Origin of the sequence: Pseudanabaena sp. PCC 7367, from assembly GCF_000317065.1 — a bacterium.
In the GTDB taxonomy this organism is placed as follows: domain Bacteria; phylum Cyanobacteriota; class Cyanobacteriia; order Pseudanabaenales; family Pseudanabaenaceae; genus Thalassoporum; species Thalassoporum mexicanum.
Genome location: NC_019701.1, coordinates 3,000,853 through 3,015,772, shown reverse-complemented (window position 1 = coordinate 3,015,772; position 14,920 = coordinate 3,000,853). Strand labels below are relative to the sequence as shown.

10 protein-coding genes are annotated in these 14,920 nt (G+C 47.3%); 4 read left to right on the top strand and 6 right to left on the bottom strand.

Annotated elements, in window-relative coordinates:
- Nucleotides 1-365: 365 nt before the first annotated feature.
- Nucleotides 366-1,187, top strand: a complete 822-nt coding sequence (locus PSE7367_RS11950) for a HEAT repeat domain-containing protein (RefSeq protein WP_015165604.1) — start codon at nucleotides 366-368, stop codon at nucleotides 1,185-1,187.
- A 446-nt stretch (nucleotides 1,188-1,633) separates the two neighbouring features.
- Entirely contained in the window at nucleotides 1,634-2,344 is a 711-nt protein-coding gene (locus PSE7367_RS20495) for a HEAT repeat domain-containing protein (RefSeq protein ID WP_015165603.1), read from the top strand.
- 68 nt (nucleotides 2,345-2,412) lie between these two features.
- Here PSE7367_RS20495 and PSE7367_RS11940 read toward each other — a convergent pair whose 3' ends face one another.
- Nucleotides 2,413-2,919, bottom strand: a complete 507-nt coding sequence (locus tag PSE7367_RS11940; protein WP_015165602.1) for a GUN4 domain-containing protein — start codon at nucleotides 2,917-2,919, stop codon at nucleotides 2,413-2,415.
- 550 nt (nucleotides 2,920-3,469) lie between these two features.
- Nucleotides 3,470-4,717, bottom strand: a complete 1,248-nt coding sequence (locus tag PSE7367_RS11935) for a tetratricopeptide repeat protein (protein WP_015165601.1) — start codon at nucleotides 4,715-4,717, stop codon at nucleotides 3,470-3,472.
- 149 nt (nucleotides 4,718-4,866) lie between these two features.
- Here PSE7367_RS11935 and mfd point away from each other — a divergent pair, with 149 nt between their 5' ends.
- Nucleotides 4,867-8,406, top strand: coding sequence for a transcription-repair coupling factor (mfd, locus tag PSE7367_RS11930; RefSeq protein WP_015165600.1), 3,540 nt, complete (start codon nucleotides 4,867-4,869; stop codon nucleotides 8,404-8,406).
- An 8-nt stretch (nucleotides 8,407-8,414) separates the two neighbouring features.
- Here the strand turns inward: mfd and PSE7367_RS11925 are convergent, their stop codons facing one another.
- Both PSE7367_RS11925 and PSE7367_RS11920 read right to left on the bottom strand, forming a co-directional pair.
- Nucleotides 8,415-8,933 (bottom strand): redoxin domain-containing protein, encoded by a 519-nt coding sequence (locus PSE7367_RS11925; RefSeq protein ID WP_015165599.1) that lies wholly within the window; start codon nucleotides 8,931-8,933, stop codon nucleotides 8,415-8,417.
- A gap of 384 nt (nucleotides 8,934-9,317) precedes the next feature.
- Nucleotides 9,318-9,770, bottom strand: coding sequence for a pentapeptide repeat-containing protein (locus tag PSE7367_RS11920; protein WP_015165598.1), 453 nt, complete (start codon nucleotides 9,768-9,770; stop codon nucleotides 9,318-9,320).
- A gap of 593 nt (nucleotides 9,771-10,363) precedes the next feature.
- Here PSE7367_RS11920 and PSE7367_RS11915 point away from each other — a divergent pair.
- Nucleotides 10,364-11,311: an exopolyphosphatase-like protein gene (locus PSE7367_RS11915; RefSeq protein WP_015165597.1), complete on the top strand. Its 948-nt coding sequence runs from the start codon at nucleotides 10,364-10,366 to the stop codon at nucleotides 11,309-11,311.
- A gap of 55 nt (nucleotides 11,312-11,366) precedes the next feature.
- On the opposite strand, the gene PSE7367_RS11910 is transcribed toward PSE7367_RS11915, so the two are convergent.
- On the bottom strand, nucleotides 11,367-13,061 hold the full coding sequence (locus tag PSE7367_RS11910) for a glycoside hydrolase family 10 protein (RefSeq protein ID WP_015165596.1): 1,695 nt from the start codon (nucleotides 13,059-13,061) through the stop codon (nucleotides 11,367-11,369).
- Between the two features lie 296 nt (nucleotides 13,062-13,357).
- Nucleotides 13,358-14,290 (bottom strand): metallophosphoesterase, encoded by a 933-nt coding sequence (locus PSE7367_RS11905; RefSeq protein ID WP_015165595.1) that lies wholly within the window; start codon nucleotides 14,288-14,290, stop codon nucleotides 13,358-13,360.
- Nucleotides 14,291-14,920 lie beyond the last annotated feature (630 nt).

Here is a 14,920-nt window from a genome sequence, read left to right as displayed (position 1 = left end):
TATCATCCATTTGCTGAAATTCGCCAATTTGGCTTAGTTGCGATCGGTCTGTAAAATTTTGATTTAATTGCTTCTTGTTTTAATGGTTAGCTAGTTTGACCAGATCCTTGAGCTAATCTCAAATCCGGTTAAATAGTTATCGTTCATCACGGACTTTTTGTAATCCCAATGATTGCAGACATCCTGATACAGTAAGCATATACTTGAATTTGCTCTAGAATTTGATCTGGGATTGGCTCCCAACTAGTGTTAAATCGGTTTAAGTAATGCCGTCGATCGATCTAGAACCCAGAAAGATTTGAAGCATTAAAATCATTTCTAGAGCAAGATCAGCAAAAGCGATGGATTTCCCCTGATAGGTTGCTATGTCTGATGAGTACGCTCCATCAATTCAGATAGCTCTGACCGTAGAGCAGGCGATCGCCAACTTAAGCGCCGAAGACTATTCGCAGCGCTACTATGCGGCATGGTGGTTGGGTAAGCTCCGCGCCAAGGAAGCCCTGGAGCCATTACTAGCAGCACTGAACGCCGAAGAAGAAAGCACGGAATTGGGCGGCTATCCCCTCAAACGCAATGCGGCTAGGGCTCTGGGGGAATTAAAAGAGCCGAGTGCTATCCCTGCGTTGATCGAAGCCCTAGGCAGTGATGACTATTATCTGCGTGAGGCGGCGGTGGTGGCGATCGAGGCGATCGCTAGCGTTCCCCAGGGATTGCGGGCAGCACAGGCTTGTATCCCGGCTCTAAGCCAGTTATTGCCCACTGACGTTGCTGCAATCAACAGCTTAAAACAGCAACCCTATGAAGCAATTTTAAAAGCCCTGGGACGCTTAAAAGCTAGATCGGCAGAAGATCTCGTGCGGCTGTTTCTGGGGCATCGCACCGATCGAATTCGTTTTGCTGCCTTTAGCGCCATGTATGGCATCACGGAGCAAACTGAATATGCTGAGCAGTTAGTAATTCAGCTCAAAAATCCCGATCTCAGCCTGCGTCGAATCGCATTAGCAAATTTAGGGCAACTGGGCTATCTGCCTGCCGCCGAGGCGATCGCCCAAGCTGAAGTGGAGGATAGCTTCAAATTGGCTGCCCTGAAAGAATTGCTGAATGCACATTTGCCTAACGTAGACTATGATTTAAGTCTTTCTGAACCACTGCAGCAAATTATGTTGTGGATGGATGATTTGTTGTAGGGGTTGTGCAGTTAGGCTGCCAACTCTTTAGTATTGGCAATAGTGCTGGGAAAAAATATTCGATCGCTATTTTAAGATCCTTAGCCCGTTAGGGATTTACCGTAAATCTGTAAAGCCAAGCAATTTGTGCTTCGCCTTGCTAGCTCAAGACAATTGAAAAGCGCTGAGCTAGTTTTTGGGAGATCATAACCAGGATAAATAAAAAGCAATTAGGTAAATATTCGTAAACGAGTCTCGATCATCTCTTGCGGTCTCGGTCAGCTCTGGTTAAAGTAGGGGCAATTAGATTTAATTAAAAGCATTTTTTATTCTTCAATTTTATTATTTCGTTACATTTTGACATATTGCCTCATGTTTGACTGTTCATGTCAGGAAAGCTGAATTAGCATTAACTTTTCCGCCATTTAAAACTGACTAGATGTTTTTTATATTTTTATTTTTTATATATGGACAATACTAATAGCTTGATGCCCACCCTGGAACGGATCGAACCGATCGCTACCCTGGAGCCAATTGCCAAGCATCTTGAGTCAAAGGCTCGGCAAGAACCAACAGATAATTCGGTTCAGCCAGCTCTTACGGATATTCCTGATTCGCTATTACCGATCGATGCAGCGGCTGAAGTTGCGTCCCAGATTGATTATTTAGTTGCCAGTCTAGCTGATCCAGATCCAGCAATCACTACAGTCGCATTGCAAGCATTGCGTGAACTTGGGGATGCAGCAGTGCCAGCTTTGATCATGGCGATCGACAACTATCACAATCAGGCCAGATTATATGCAGTAAAAGCTCTGGCAGATATAGGCAGCTTACAATCGCTGGATGTATTAATTCAATGTGCCCAACCCGATGAACTAATGTTGGGCGTGCGTCGTGCCGCAATCCTAGGGTTAACGAGAATTAACTGGCCATACCATAGCCCGGCTCCGATCGCCAATCAGCAAGCCCGCATTTTTGAGCTTTTTAGCGATCTTTGCACCGATCCAAACTGGTCAGTACGCTATGCAGTGGTAGTAGCTTTGGCTAATCTCAGTAAGCATGAGCGCCATCAGTTTAACTTCTGCATGGGTGAGCTGCTGGAACCACTTTGTGCTCAAGAGACCGAACCAGTGGTTAAAACTCGCGCAAATGTAGTTCTCCAGCAATACTTGGCCTAGTTTTTATCGATCTCGATCGATGGCGGTCATATCAGCTAGGCCAAAGTAGGCCAAAGCAGCGCTTAATATTAGCCCTGTCGAATGTCATGGCGAGAGAGCAACTCTACCCGCCATTTGCCAACCACAAATGAGGAGACTTCACCACCTCCTGGCATGGGTAGGGGAAACATCAGTGCTGGTAAATGTCCAGTTGTTGCCGACTCATCAAAACTAATGTCCCCGTAGTTGAGCCACTGCCCGTCTGTGCGCCAGCCAATTAAATCACCAAACTCTGAATAGTTTCGCTGGGCTTGGTGCCAGATCCGCTTTTGGACAGTAAAGCCAAACTGACCATTACTATAGCGATCCCAGAGGCTATTGAGTTTCTGGAGCACAGCGATCGGCAATAATCTAGCATCCTTGGCACCGATATAGCCTCGATCCTGGCGATTGGTGGCGGTGAGCATAATTGCCATCGTTTCGGCATCAGCTTCACGCCAATTCTTTTGGGCAAGAAAATTTTCTAGCTTATTGTAGTCAATCCTGGCGAGGTCAGATTCTTGATTATCTATGTTCTGGATTGGCATTTTTAACATCTATAACTCACTTATAGCTACACAACTTCGATCGATCTCAGTTAGATCGATTAGATAAATCACACATTGGCTAGGCAAACTCATCCTGATATCAGTACGATCTGCTCCGCAAAATCCAAACAATTTGATTATTTGTGTTGTCATTTCAAACCAGTCTAGTTAAGGAATCCGGCTAGCTAGTCCCAATTTGGCAGTTAGCCATCAAAGCATTGATAGCGAGATAATATGCAGAATATTCAGGTATTGCTAAGGGGCAGTAAAGAAAGTAAGTATGGCAACCGATCGTGTCATACATAAAAATTGTAAATCCCCCTCGTTTAAGGTATATCCCCCCTTAATTCTTGAAATAGCTGATCATGGAAAATATTTTCACAATTTGACCAGATTGCTATTACTAGCACCAATAAAGGATTCGACTCTGGGAGCCAATATTCGGCTTTAACCGCACAATTGGACTTCTTTTGATCCGCTTCCTATAAGTACGTATTATGTACCAATTTAACATTAGCTTCAAAAAGTAAAGAAATCGGGAGGAGTTAAGATTTTATGTCTAACGGCTGATCTCTTGCAATCGCTCCTGCGCCTGGCCCAGCAATGCATCCTCATTCGGATTAAGACTATCGGCATAGGCCATGCATTGGCGCGAGCTGGCGATCGCTGCCGCTTCATTCCCCTGAGCGGCAAAGGTTTCAGCCAACAAACAATGTGCCTCACCGCTCTGCGGCTCTAATTTAAGCGCATCCTGTAAGATCGTTTCCGCTTGCTCCAGGCGGCCTTGCTCCAGGCGAGTCCAACCTAAATTTTTGAGTAATTCATAGGTGGGCTGGGGATCGCTGGCTGCATTTGGCTCAGTTTCAATTAAATCCAGGCCAGAGAGGATCACTGAGGCTGCCACAGAGTAGTTTTGATCCAGAATTTTGCGCCGCGACAAATTACTATAGGCTTGCAATACTGCCTGCCGTTCCGCCTCATTAGTGGGCTTAATATTACTGGCGATCTCATATTGCACAATGGCACGCTCGAAGTCCCTTAGCTCTTCATAGATCATTCCCAAATTAAGATGAGCCTGGGCATAGTCTGGCTTGAGGGCGATCGCTCTTTGGAAGTTGGCTGCGGCGGTTTCAATTCGACCCGCTTCAATGTCTTCCATCCCATCCTGGTTCATCATCACCGCAATTCTTGGTAACCCAGCATTCAAGCCAAGCAGGCTGAGCATCAATAACCAGGCCAGGCCACAGCTAATTTCTTGCCAGAATCGAGGTGGAATACTAAGCGCAATCAAAATCTTTTCGAGCGCTTCCCGTCCTGCCTTGGTCAAGGCTCCACCACCAGCCAGCAAAGTCATCACGCTTTGCCCAACTACCGCCAAGGTGCTAAAGGTATCGGGCTTGGCACTGAGCAATCGAGTTGAGGTATCGACAATTAAGCTGAGGGAAATAGTGATCGCGGTGATACTGAGGGCATTCCAGAGCCAATCAAACTTCTCCCACCTGGTCGGAAACCACCACCACCAGGCTTCAGGATCGGGCTTGAGCAAATTCCGCCATTCCACCAGGTTAATTAGCTTGGCGATCAACTCGCCTCTTTTTTTCAACCGCCGATCGAATTTGGTAATCTCTAGCAATAGATCGGGCGGTAGTTGACTATGGCTATCGATAATTTCCTGGAGGCGATCGCGCACCATCAGAATATCCAGGGCATGAACCTCCGAAAGCTGACTAGAACTACTGCTCTCTAGCACCAGCAATGATCGCTGGTAATGCTCCAGGGTGAGTTTGAGGGGATTTTCTTCAGTCATGGTCTTCAGAATAGGCGATCGCTTCTAGCATAATCGAGGTGGGGGGAGTATGCCCAAGCATTGAGCGAGATGATTAAGATATATTTAGATCGTCCCAATTGATAAATTCTGATTGTTTAATCCCTCGTACTTACCGTACTTACTGACTCATGGCATTTTCTTCTGTTGTTCGGTCTTTGATCCGATCGCCCCTGCTTGCGGAACTGGAAAGCAAGCTAACCAAATCCCAAAGCCTTAACTTAAATGGTATACCAAGATTGCCCAAGGGCCTGATTGCTGCCGCGATCGCCCAGAAACAGGATCGATCGCTACTGGTGATTACAGCCACAATTGAAGAAGCTGGACGTTGGGCAGTGCAACTGGAAGCAATGGGCTGGTCAGCGGTGCATTTTTACCCTACTTCCGATGCGGTGCCCTATGAGCCATATACACCTGAATCGGATATTATCTGGGGTCAAATGCAGGTGCTGGCGGAGTTACTCAAACAGGGTGCTGCCGATCCCGATCAACTAAATAAACCAGATAAACCCAGCAAACCAATGGCGATCGTGGCCTGCGATCGCGCCTTGCAAGTTCATTTACCATCGATCGAACAATTCAAAGCCGCTTGTCTGAATTTGTCTATTGGCCAAGAGCTGGGCTTGGGGCAACTGGCAAAGCAACTGGCCGAGATGGGCTATGAGCGCACCAATATGGTGGATGCAGAAGGGCAATGGAGTCGGCGTGGCGATATTGTGGATATTTTCCCTACTTCCAGTGAGTTACCGGTCAGGCTGGATTGGTTTGGCGATCAGATTGAGAAAATCCGCGAATTTGACCCAGCCACCCAACGCACCCTGGACGCGATCGATGCCATCAGCGTTACCCCGGTCAGTTATACAGCGATTCTGGGTGACCTAAGCGATTTGGGCGATGGCTCTAATCCAGAAGCAGTTGAGAAATTTAAAGAATTAGAGTCAGTTTCCACTGATTTACCTGAATCCGAGCCCAAGACTCTGGCTGTGCATCCTAAATCTACTGCTTCGCTGGTGGATTATTTGCCCATGGATTGTGTAATTGCGATCGACGAGATCGAGCAATGTCAAGCCCATAGCGATCGTTGGTATGAATCGGCGGCGGCGGCCTATGGGCATTTATTAGAGAATTTAGAAAGTATTGATCAAAAAGATGATCTAGCGATCGCACCGCTACATCGGAGTTTTAGCGATTGTCTAGAGATGGTGGAAATATTCGATTGTCTTTATCTGTCAGAGATCGCGGAAGAGAATAAGGGCTTGAATCTTTCCTGTCGGCCAATTCCGGCCACGCCCCATCAATTTGCGAGTTTGGCCAAAATGATCCGCGAATACCGCGATAAGTATTATGCCGTTACCCTGGTTTCGGCTCAGCCCTCACGCACTGTAGCCTTGCTGCAAGAGCACGATTGCCCGGCGCAGTTTGTCCCCAATAGCCGTGACTTCCCCGCGATCGAAAAGCTCAACAACGTCTCCACTCCCGTTGCGCTTAAATATTCTGGCCTGGCCGAGATGCAAGGGTTTATTTTGCCCACGTTCAGGCTAGTGCTAGTCAGCGATCGGGAGTTCTTTGGTCAACATGCCCTGGGCACACCAACCTTTGTGCGTCGCCGTCGCCGTGCTGCCTCCAAGCAGGTAGACATCAATAAGCTTTCGCCTGGTGATTATATTGTCCACAAGCATCATGGCATTGGTAAATTCCTGCGCCTGGAAAGCCTGACGATCAACCATGAAACCCGCGAATACCTGGTAATCAAATACGAAGACGGGCTATTGCGGGTGGCCGCCGATCAAGTGGGAACCCTATCCCGGTTCCGGCGTACTTCCGAAGGTGCGCCCCGCCTCAATAAAATGACTGGCAAAGCCTGGGCGAATACTAAAAACAAAGTGCGCAAGGCGATCAAAAAAATTGCGATCGACCTGCTCAAACTCTATGCCCAACGGGCGCAACAGATGGGTTTTGCTTTCCCAGTCGATATGCCCTGGCAAGAGGAACTAGAGGATTCATTTCCCTATCAACCTACCCCCGATCAACTCAAGGCGATCCAGGACGTAAAGCAAGATATGGAGAGCGATCGCCCCATGGATCGATTGGTTTGCGGTGATGTGGGGTTTGGTAAAACCGAAGTGGCAGTGCGGGCAATTTTCAAAGCTCTTACTACTGGCAAACAATCGGCTCTACTTGCTCCCACTACGATCCTGGCGCAGCAGCATTATCACACCTTCCAGGAACGTTTCGCCCCCTATCCAATCAAGGTGGCGTTGCTGAATCGGTTTAAAACTGCCAATGAACGCAAAGAAATTATCCAAAAACTCAAAACTGGCGAAATAGACCTGGTGATCGGCACCCATCAGATCTTGTCAAAGGAAGTTAAGTTCAAGGATCTGGGCTTGCTGGTGGTGGATGAAGAACAGCGCTTTGGCGTAGCCCAAAAGGAAAAAATCAAAACCCTCAAAACGGAAGTAGATGTGTTGACCCTGACCGCCACACCGATCCCGCGCACTCTCTATATGTCGCTGTCGGGCGTGCGGGAAATGAGCCTGATCGCCACACCACCGCCATCCCGCCGCGCGATCAAAACCCACCTGTCGCGCTACAACGATGAAACGGTGCGCACCGCAATCCGCCAGGAACTCGATCGCGGTGGCCAAATATTCTATGTGGTGCCTCGCATTGAAGGAATGGAACAGATCATGACCCGCATCCGCGAGATGATCCCGTCGGCACGGTTGGCGATCGCCCACGGTCAAATGCCAGAATCAGAACTAGAGTCAACCATGCTGGCGTTTAATAGTGGTGAAGCGGATGTATTGATTTGCACCACAATCATTGAGTCTGGCCTGGATATTCCCCGCGTGAATACGATCATCATTGAGGATGCCCAAAAATTTGGTCTGGCGCAGCTCTATCAATTGCGAGGTCGGGTTGGTCGCGCTGGGGTGCAAGCCCATGCCTGGTTGTTCTATCAACCCAAGGGCGAACTCACACCACCTGCCTATAAACGCCTGCGAGCGATCCAGGAGTTTACGCACCTGGGCTCCGGCTATCAATTGGCAATGCGGGATATGGAGATTCGTGGCGTGGGTAATTTGCTGGGTGCGGAGCAATCGGGGCAGATCAATGTGGTCGGCTTTGATTTGTATATGGAAATGCTGCAAGAGGCGATCAACGAGATTCGCGGTTCTGAGATCATCGAGGTAGACGATACCCAGGTCGATCTGCCGATCACAGCGTTTATCCCGGCGGACTATATGCCCGATGCCGATCAAAAGATGAGTGCATACCGAGCAGTGGCGGCGGTGAACTCACGGCGGGAATTGGCCTCGATTCTGGAAGAATGGCGCGATCGCTATGGCAATGTGCCCCAACCGGCGCAGCAGTTGATTAAGGTGATGGAGCTGAAACTGGTGGCCAAGAAGATCGGCTTTTCGCGGATCCGACCAGAGCATAAACAACATGTGGTTTTGGAAACCAAACTAGAAGAACCAGCCTGGAAGATTTTGCAACAGCGATTGCCAGCGCATTTACATTCGCGGTTTGTCTATCAACCAGGCAAAGTAACGGTGCGAGGGCTGGCGGTGATGCCAACGGCAAAGCAGCTTGATAGTTTGATTGAGTGGTTTGAGTTGATGCAGGCTACAAAAACGGTTGAAATAGTTGCAGTTAATAGTTAGGGGAATGACTAAGCACCGCCGCGCATCGGGTGCCCCTGATTGATCGCCAGATCCAAAGCATACAAAGTATCACTCACGTTGGGATGACCATAGGGAGCACTGCTCACCTCAGCAAAATAGAGCGTGTGATCAGCTCTAACCATAAACAAGCCAAACTCATTAAATATATCCGGCTCACCCTCAAATGCAGCTTTAGAGATATACAAACCCCACTCGCGCATCTTATCAATGCCAGCACCATAGCCGATCATCATATTCTCGATCCCCCACTCATCCTGAGCAAGTTCCGCCTTGGCGCGATCGTCGCTACTTATGGCGATCACCTCAATCCCCAGCACCAAAAACTTACCCAAGCGCCGATCGATTTCTTGCAAATAGGGCTTACTCGCAGGGCAGTGATAACCACGATAAAAAACAATCATGGAAAAGTTTCTAGGATCTTGCTTTTCTAACTGCCACTTCACACCTTCCAGGGTTTCAACGTCTAAGCTTGGTACTGGCTTACCAGGCATTAGTTTGTTGGTCATGCGTATCTCCGAAATTGGCTAGGGTTTAAATATTTTTAAATGTTTAGATATCGAGATTCCAAGTCTACAGATGGGATCACACCTACCTGCCGCGATTATTAATCTTACTGCGACTCGGCCTTAAATTGATTGGTAATTAATTGCGATCCGATTACCTTAATTATTCAGCCAGCCACACTATTACTCAACCGCTAGATCACGGTTAATGGGCGCATATAGAACCTAAGCAAGCGATCGTATTGCCTAACTTAAATTAATTTACTATTTTCTGGATAACTTAGATATCTAACCCTAGTTCTAAACTCAGTCCAAATTTGCTTGACTCAGCCATCTAAGCAGAAATTGATTGTTGTCTCGAACCCCAATCAACTAAATTATTCAAAATTATTTTTGCCACTGCGCGATCGCATTAATCACATAATCATCCGGCAAAGTCGCCCCATCAAAAATAGCCCCATTAAAATTAGTATTGCTGGTAGTGGCATTTTTGAGGTTGGCATTGGTCAAAATCGCCGATCGTAAATCCGCTGAAGTGAGATCGGCATAACGCAGGTTAGCGCCACGCATATAACCAAATGATAGATCGGCACAAACTAAATCGGCTTTGGTTAAGTTAGCATCAATTAAATTAGCACCACTGAGATTAGCGCCCATTAAATTAGCGCCAGTGAGATCGGCTCGGAACAGGTCAGCGCCACTCAAATTAACTTCCATCAAATCAACACCGCCCAGATTTGCCCCCACTAAGTCAACCCGAATATGGCGATTTTGCTGCCGCCAGATATTCCAGGCTTGTGCGCTCTCTAGTAATAAACTCAGGTGTTTTTTGTTTGCCACTCTTTTTGCTCCCCAAGCTAATTTGTCCTATTCTGCTGTACTTGTATATCTGCGATGTCGCTCAGTCCGGGCAACAATCTCGGTCTGATAGTTAGCATCTAGCATCTATGCAAGCAGTCCCATCAATTAGAGTTGCTAAATATTAACTTGCGATCGCTCAAGTTAGCTAATTGCGATCGATTAGTTTATAGATACATGCTAACTAAATTTTATTTTTGTTGGCTGAACCAGTCTTGCGCCAATTTGCGGGGATTCGGCCAGGATGCTACGTGAACATTACTAAGCCAGGGCGATCGTCATTCCTGCTGCAGATGTTTATGAGTGTAAATTTTTGATTAGTTGGCTAAGTAGTAGGCTAAATCTACTGAATGTTTGGCTAGAGATCAAGAATCAGCATCTCTGGAAAGATCGCAACAGCAGGCTTATAGCAGCACTAATTATTGCTTACGGACATTAAAGGCTAGCAGCAATTATCAAGGCAGCATCACCTAATCGCACCCTTTGAACTATGAAAAAACGGGGCGATTGCCTAGAATGGATGACACAGGCATACAGCATTAACAATATTACCAAGCAGGCAGAGGAATGAGGCAATGGTTGAGGCAGCAAAGAAATATCGGCTAATTACTCGCAGTGATTTTGATGGCGTGGTTTGTGCGGTTCTGCTCAAGGAAATGGACATGATCGACGAGATTATGTTTGTCCACCCCAAAGATATGCAGGATGGCAAAGTTGAGGTGAACGATCGGGATATTACCACCAACTTGCCCTATGTCGAGGGTGTACATATGGCCTTCGATCATCACTACAGTGAAACAATTCGCGTTTATGAAGGCAGTGAAAACCACATCATCGATCCCGAAGCCCCTTCCGCAGCCAGGGTGGTTTATAACTATTTTGGTGGTAAGTTCAAGTTTGCCAATGTGTCCCAGGACATGATGGCGGCGGTGGATAAATCGGACTCAGCCCAATTCAGCCTCGATGAAATTTTGAATCCCAAAGGTTGGGAATTGCTCAGCTTCTTGATGGATGCCCGCACTGGCCTGGGCAGATTCCGTGATTTTCGCATCTCTAACTATGAGCTGATGATGCAATTGGTGGATTATTGCCAGAACAAGCCCGACATCAATGATATTTTGCAGATCCCTGATGTTAAAGATCGGGTTGAATTATATTTTGAGCAGGAAGCCAAATTCAAGGAGCAGATTAAGCGCCAATCCAAGGTATACGATCGCCTGGTGGTAATTGATTTACGTGATGAAGAAGTAATCTATGCCGGCAATCGGTTTATGATCTATGCGCTGTTCCCAGCATGCAATATTTCCATGCATGTGTTGTGGGGCATGAAGAAGCAAAACACTGTGTTTGCGGTGGGCAAGTCAATTATCGATCGCAGTTGCAAGATCAATATTGGTCAGTTGATGCTGCGTTATGAGGGGGGCGGCCATCCCAATGCGGGCACCTGCCAGATCGCCAATGACAGAGCCGATGCGATCCAGCAGGAATTGATTGAAAAGATCACAGAACTGAATCAGGTATAGTTACCTAATAGTTACTTAGCTCTTTAGCTCAATCAATATTTGGTCTGGCTTGTGATTAATTTCCGGTCGCCGTGCCTGCTTTTCGTTGTTTGTCTGATTCTGGTTCCATCCAGGCATAGACAAAATGACTCACGCAGTTTACCTGTTCTGGATTAACCAGACCCGCGATCGCCTGCATCTGGGTTTCCAAGCTGGGATGGCCACCAAATTTTTGTCCCCAGGTGCCTGCCAGCACTGGGCAAACCAGGGTTTCTGGGCTAGACCGATTAACCACCTGCTCCACTTGCTTAGCCACACACACACCATCATCACAAATGGCATAGGTCATCGGGTGGCGTTCCATTTTGGTGGGGAATAAATGCCAGGGTTGCATCCGCGCATCATAGGTTTGCCCAGATTTACGATTGCCACCGGGGAAAAACACCGTGCCGATCGCCACATTGTTTTGCTGCAATGGCAATGTGACTGTATTTAAAAACTTAACTACGCCTTGATAGGCATGATTCACGGCGATCTGCCAGAGCAAACTTTCCGCGATCGCGGCAGACTTTTCCGGATCATTGGGCAAGGGGGCAGTCGCACCAGGGATAATTAGATTGCTTGAATTTGACTCTGCCGCAATCAAATCCGCCGCCGTCACCGCACCGTTATCCATATATACCGACATAATCTGCTTGGCTACCGGATCGGGCAGACTTCTCAGCAGCGTCTGGCGCGAGGCATTGCCATAAATCCACAACTGCTTGACATTGCTAATCAGGGTATCCTGGCCGAAGGTGGTGGGATAGCGCACATAGTCAAACACCATGCCATCCGGTTGTGCTTCCATGAGCGCCTTAACCGCATCAGTCAGGTCTTTTTGCGATTGGGGATGATAGGGATCAATAAACAAATGATCGGGCTCGTAGGCATCCAGATAAAAAGACTTGCCGCCGGCAACTTCTTGCGGGTCAAACCGACTATTGGCAATACTGTTTTCATTGTTGCCATTCAGCGCCAGTGCCGCCTGCCGATCGCTTAATTCACTGTAGCTATAACCAAAATTGAGCGTAAACGCCCAGCCATAGACCTTGAGGCCGCGTTCTTGACCTAAGCGCACCGACTCCGCCCAGATATCATGCTCGGCACTCACTTCCCCATCTTGAACCGCTTCTTCGGTTACCGCTTTCCAGGGGGTGGGATTGTTGGCAACCGGCAATAGCACCCGACCATCGTAGAACACCTCCACAAATACCTGGTTATAGCCCCGATTCACAATCCGATCGAGCACATCTTCTAATACGCCTGGCTCGGCATCATTGGCATATAACCTTAACCAGACCGCCTGGGTTTGCGGCCAGGTACGATCGCGGCAATCATGCAATTGCTGGCTGTGTCGCTGTACGATCGCCTCATAAAGCTGAGCTGACGCAGAATCATTCAAACTGGCCTTACGCAACTCGTTTTTGCGACCAATTTCGATCGGCGTGACCGCGCAGGTAGGATTGCCCCAGAGCGATTGTTCTGGTAATGGCCCTGCCGCTGCTGGATTCGCTATTCCTAATGGTGCAAATGTCCCCACTGCCAGCGATCCAGCCAGTGCCAGCTTATCCAGCGATCGCCGCCATCTATTTTGTTTCGCTCTTGATCTCGGAGGAGCTAAATCTTTAACAGCTTGATGCTGAGAAATATGTTGAGAAATATGTTGAGAAATATGCTGAGAGATAAATTGGGGGTGGGCGATCGATGCTTGTTTGACTTTGATCATCATGAATAATCTATTCCTATGTTCCCTGACAGTTGCGCTTATTGTGGCCTGGACAGCCAAACCGGTCAAAATATAGCTAGCTAATAGATAAGATAATACTGGTAATCCTTATAGTTCATATCTATAGAGCTTTTGCCTAGATCTTTTGTATAGATCCAATATCACAACCAAAGAATCATGATCTCAGTTGCTATTTGAACATTGAGGCAAGAAGTCTAAGTATGTCTAACTTGATTCGCAACTATTTTTAGATGATTGATTTTAGCTTGTTTGCGATCATCACCGCCTCTCGATCCAGGCTAAATCCCAATTAACTCACCCGCATTAAGCTGATGGATACCAATTTCGCTGGTATCAAATACCTGACCATCCACATCGATCGCACTGGTGCGGAGGCTATTTCTAGTTGCTTCGATCGCCACAAAACTAAGTCGTTCCGCCGTAGCCGCCGTATGCTCTGACCAACCTACCCCCCGAATATTGCTACCACCACCATGCACAATATAGGTAGTGCCATCGATCGGCTGCGATCGCTCGTAGTTGTGGTCATGGCCACTGAGGTATAGCTGCACTCCATGTTTGGCAAAAATTGGCTTTAGCTTCTCTTGCAGCTCCGCATTACTGCCATGCTGCCCCGAAGAATAAACCGGATGATGGGCAAAGACCACTTTCCAGGGGGCGATCGTTCTGGCCAGGGATTGCTCCAGCCATACTAGTTGCTTCTCCCAATCGGCATTGTCGTTCGTATCCAAGCCAAAAAACTGTACCGGCCCTTTGCGAAAGGTATAGTAGCGCCACAGCATATTAAACGGCTCATAGTTGAGTTGATCGCGGCCATTGCTGGTCATAATATCGTGATTGCCCAACACCGCCCGAAACTCTACCCCAGCCTCAATTAGCTTGGCATAGGGCTTCTCAAAACAATCTTCAATTTTGGTCATCTCGCCGCGATTGTAGATATTGTCCCCCGCCATCAATACCAACGGGAAAGGGCTTTGATCATAAAATTCACCCATTGCCTTCGCTACGGCATATTGGCCATCATCACCCATCCCCGTATCGGCGATCGCCACAAACCGAAGACTATCGTAGGCAGTTAAGCTCAATTCCCTGGGCTGAGGCACCAAACGGCCAGGTGAGCTATGACTGGGATCGCTAACTAAGTTTTGTCCCAGCAGTGAGGTTCCAAATCCAGCCAGACCAAGTAAAAAGCGGCGACGATTAATATGCATGGGCTTTATCTAAAAGTAGCTGTCAATCAATGGTTTAATCTATGAATTATTTAATTTATTTATTAAGCGTAGATATTTTGATAGTTAAATAGTTAGATTTGATTTACCTTGCCAGAAAGCGATTACGGCGATTACAGCGATCGAGATATCGAAATATAAATTGCCGGATTAAGCGTATTTAAAGCTATTCAGAGGATTAAAGCCCAAAGGCTGAAAGTAAACATCAAACCTGGCTGTTCAATTAAACACTTATTAGCCAGATTAGCTGTGATCTCGATCGGCTATTGTCAAGGCTATTTGCCGTGCGAGCATTGATTATTTTGCTCTTTTTGCGCCAACGTCAGTTCGATCGAAAGATGAGCGCCAATGAGCCAATGATCATCCTGCCCAACCAATTAAAAGTTATTTAGCCATAATCAGCGTCGCGCCGATCCCCCACCCTAGCGATCGCACTTTTCCTTTTGCCCTATATGTTCTATATCCTGGCTGACGCGATCATATTTTGATAAGCGCCAATTATGCTAACTAAATATGCTAGGAATAGTTGAGGTAGGTTCACAGTGGTAAATATCCTTAAACTGACCAGCATCGATCGCCATAAGTTCCTTAATTTGCTTCTTTATTTTGATT

Excerpts from the sequence above, each read along its gene's own strand:
- PSE7367_RS11940 (WP_015165602.1), bottom strand. The coding sequence starts at position 2,919 with ATGTTAAAAATGCCAATCCAGAACATAGATAATCAAGAATCTGACCTC.
- PSE7367_RS11925 (WP_015165599.1), bottom strand. The coding sequence starts at position 8,933 with ATGACCAACAAACTAATGCCTGGTAAGCCAGTACCAAGCTTAGACGTT.
- PSE7367_RS11935 (WP_015165601.1), bottom strand. The coding sequence starts at position 4,717 with ATGACTGAAGAAAATCCCCTCAAACTCACCCTGGAGCATTACCAGCGA.
- PSE7367_RS11915 (WP_015165597.1), top strand. The coding sequence starts at position 10,364 with ATGGTTGAGGCAGCAAAGAAATATCGGCTAATTACTCGCAGTGATTTT.
- PSE7367_RS11950 (WP_015165604.1), top strand. The coding sequence starts at position 366 with ATGTCTGATGAGTACGCTCCATCAATTCAGATAGCTCTGACCGTAGAG.
- mfd (WP_015165600.1), top strand. The coding sequence starts at position 4,867 with ATGGCATTTTCTTCTGTTGTTCGGTCTTTGATCCGATCGCCCCTGCTT.
- PSE7367_RS11910 (WP_015165596.1), bottom strand. The coding sequence starts at position 13,061 with ATGATGATCAAAGTCAAACAAGCATCGATCGCCCACCCCCAATTTATC.
- PSE7367_RS11905 (WP_015165595.1), bottom strand. The coding sequence starts at position 14,290 with ATGCATATTAATCGTCGCCGCTTTTTACTTGGTCTGGCTGGATTTGGA.
- PSE7367_RS20495 (WP_015165603.1), top strand. The coding sequence starts at position 1,634 with ATGGACAATACTAATAGCTTGATGCCCACCCTGGAACGGATCGAACCG.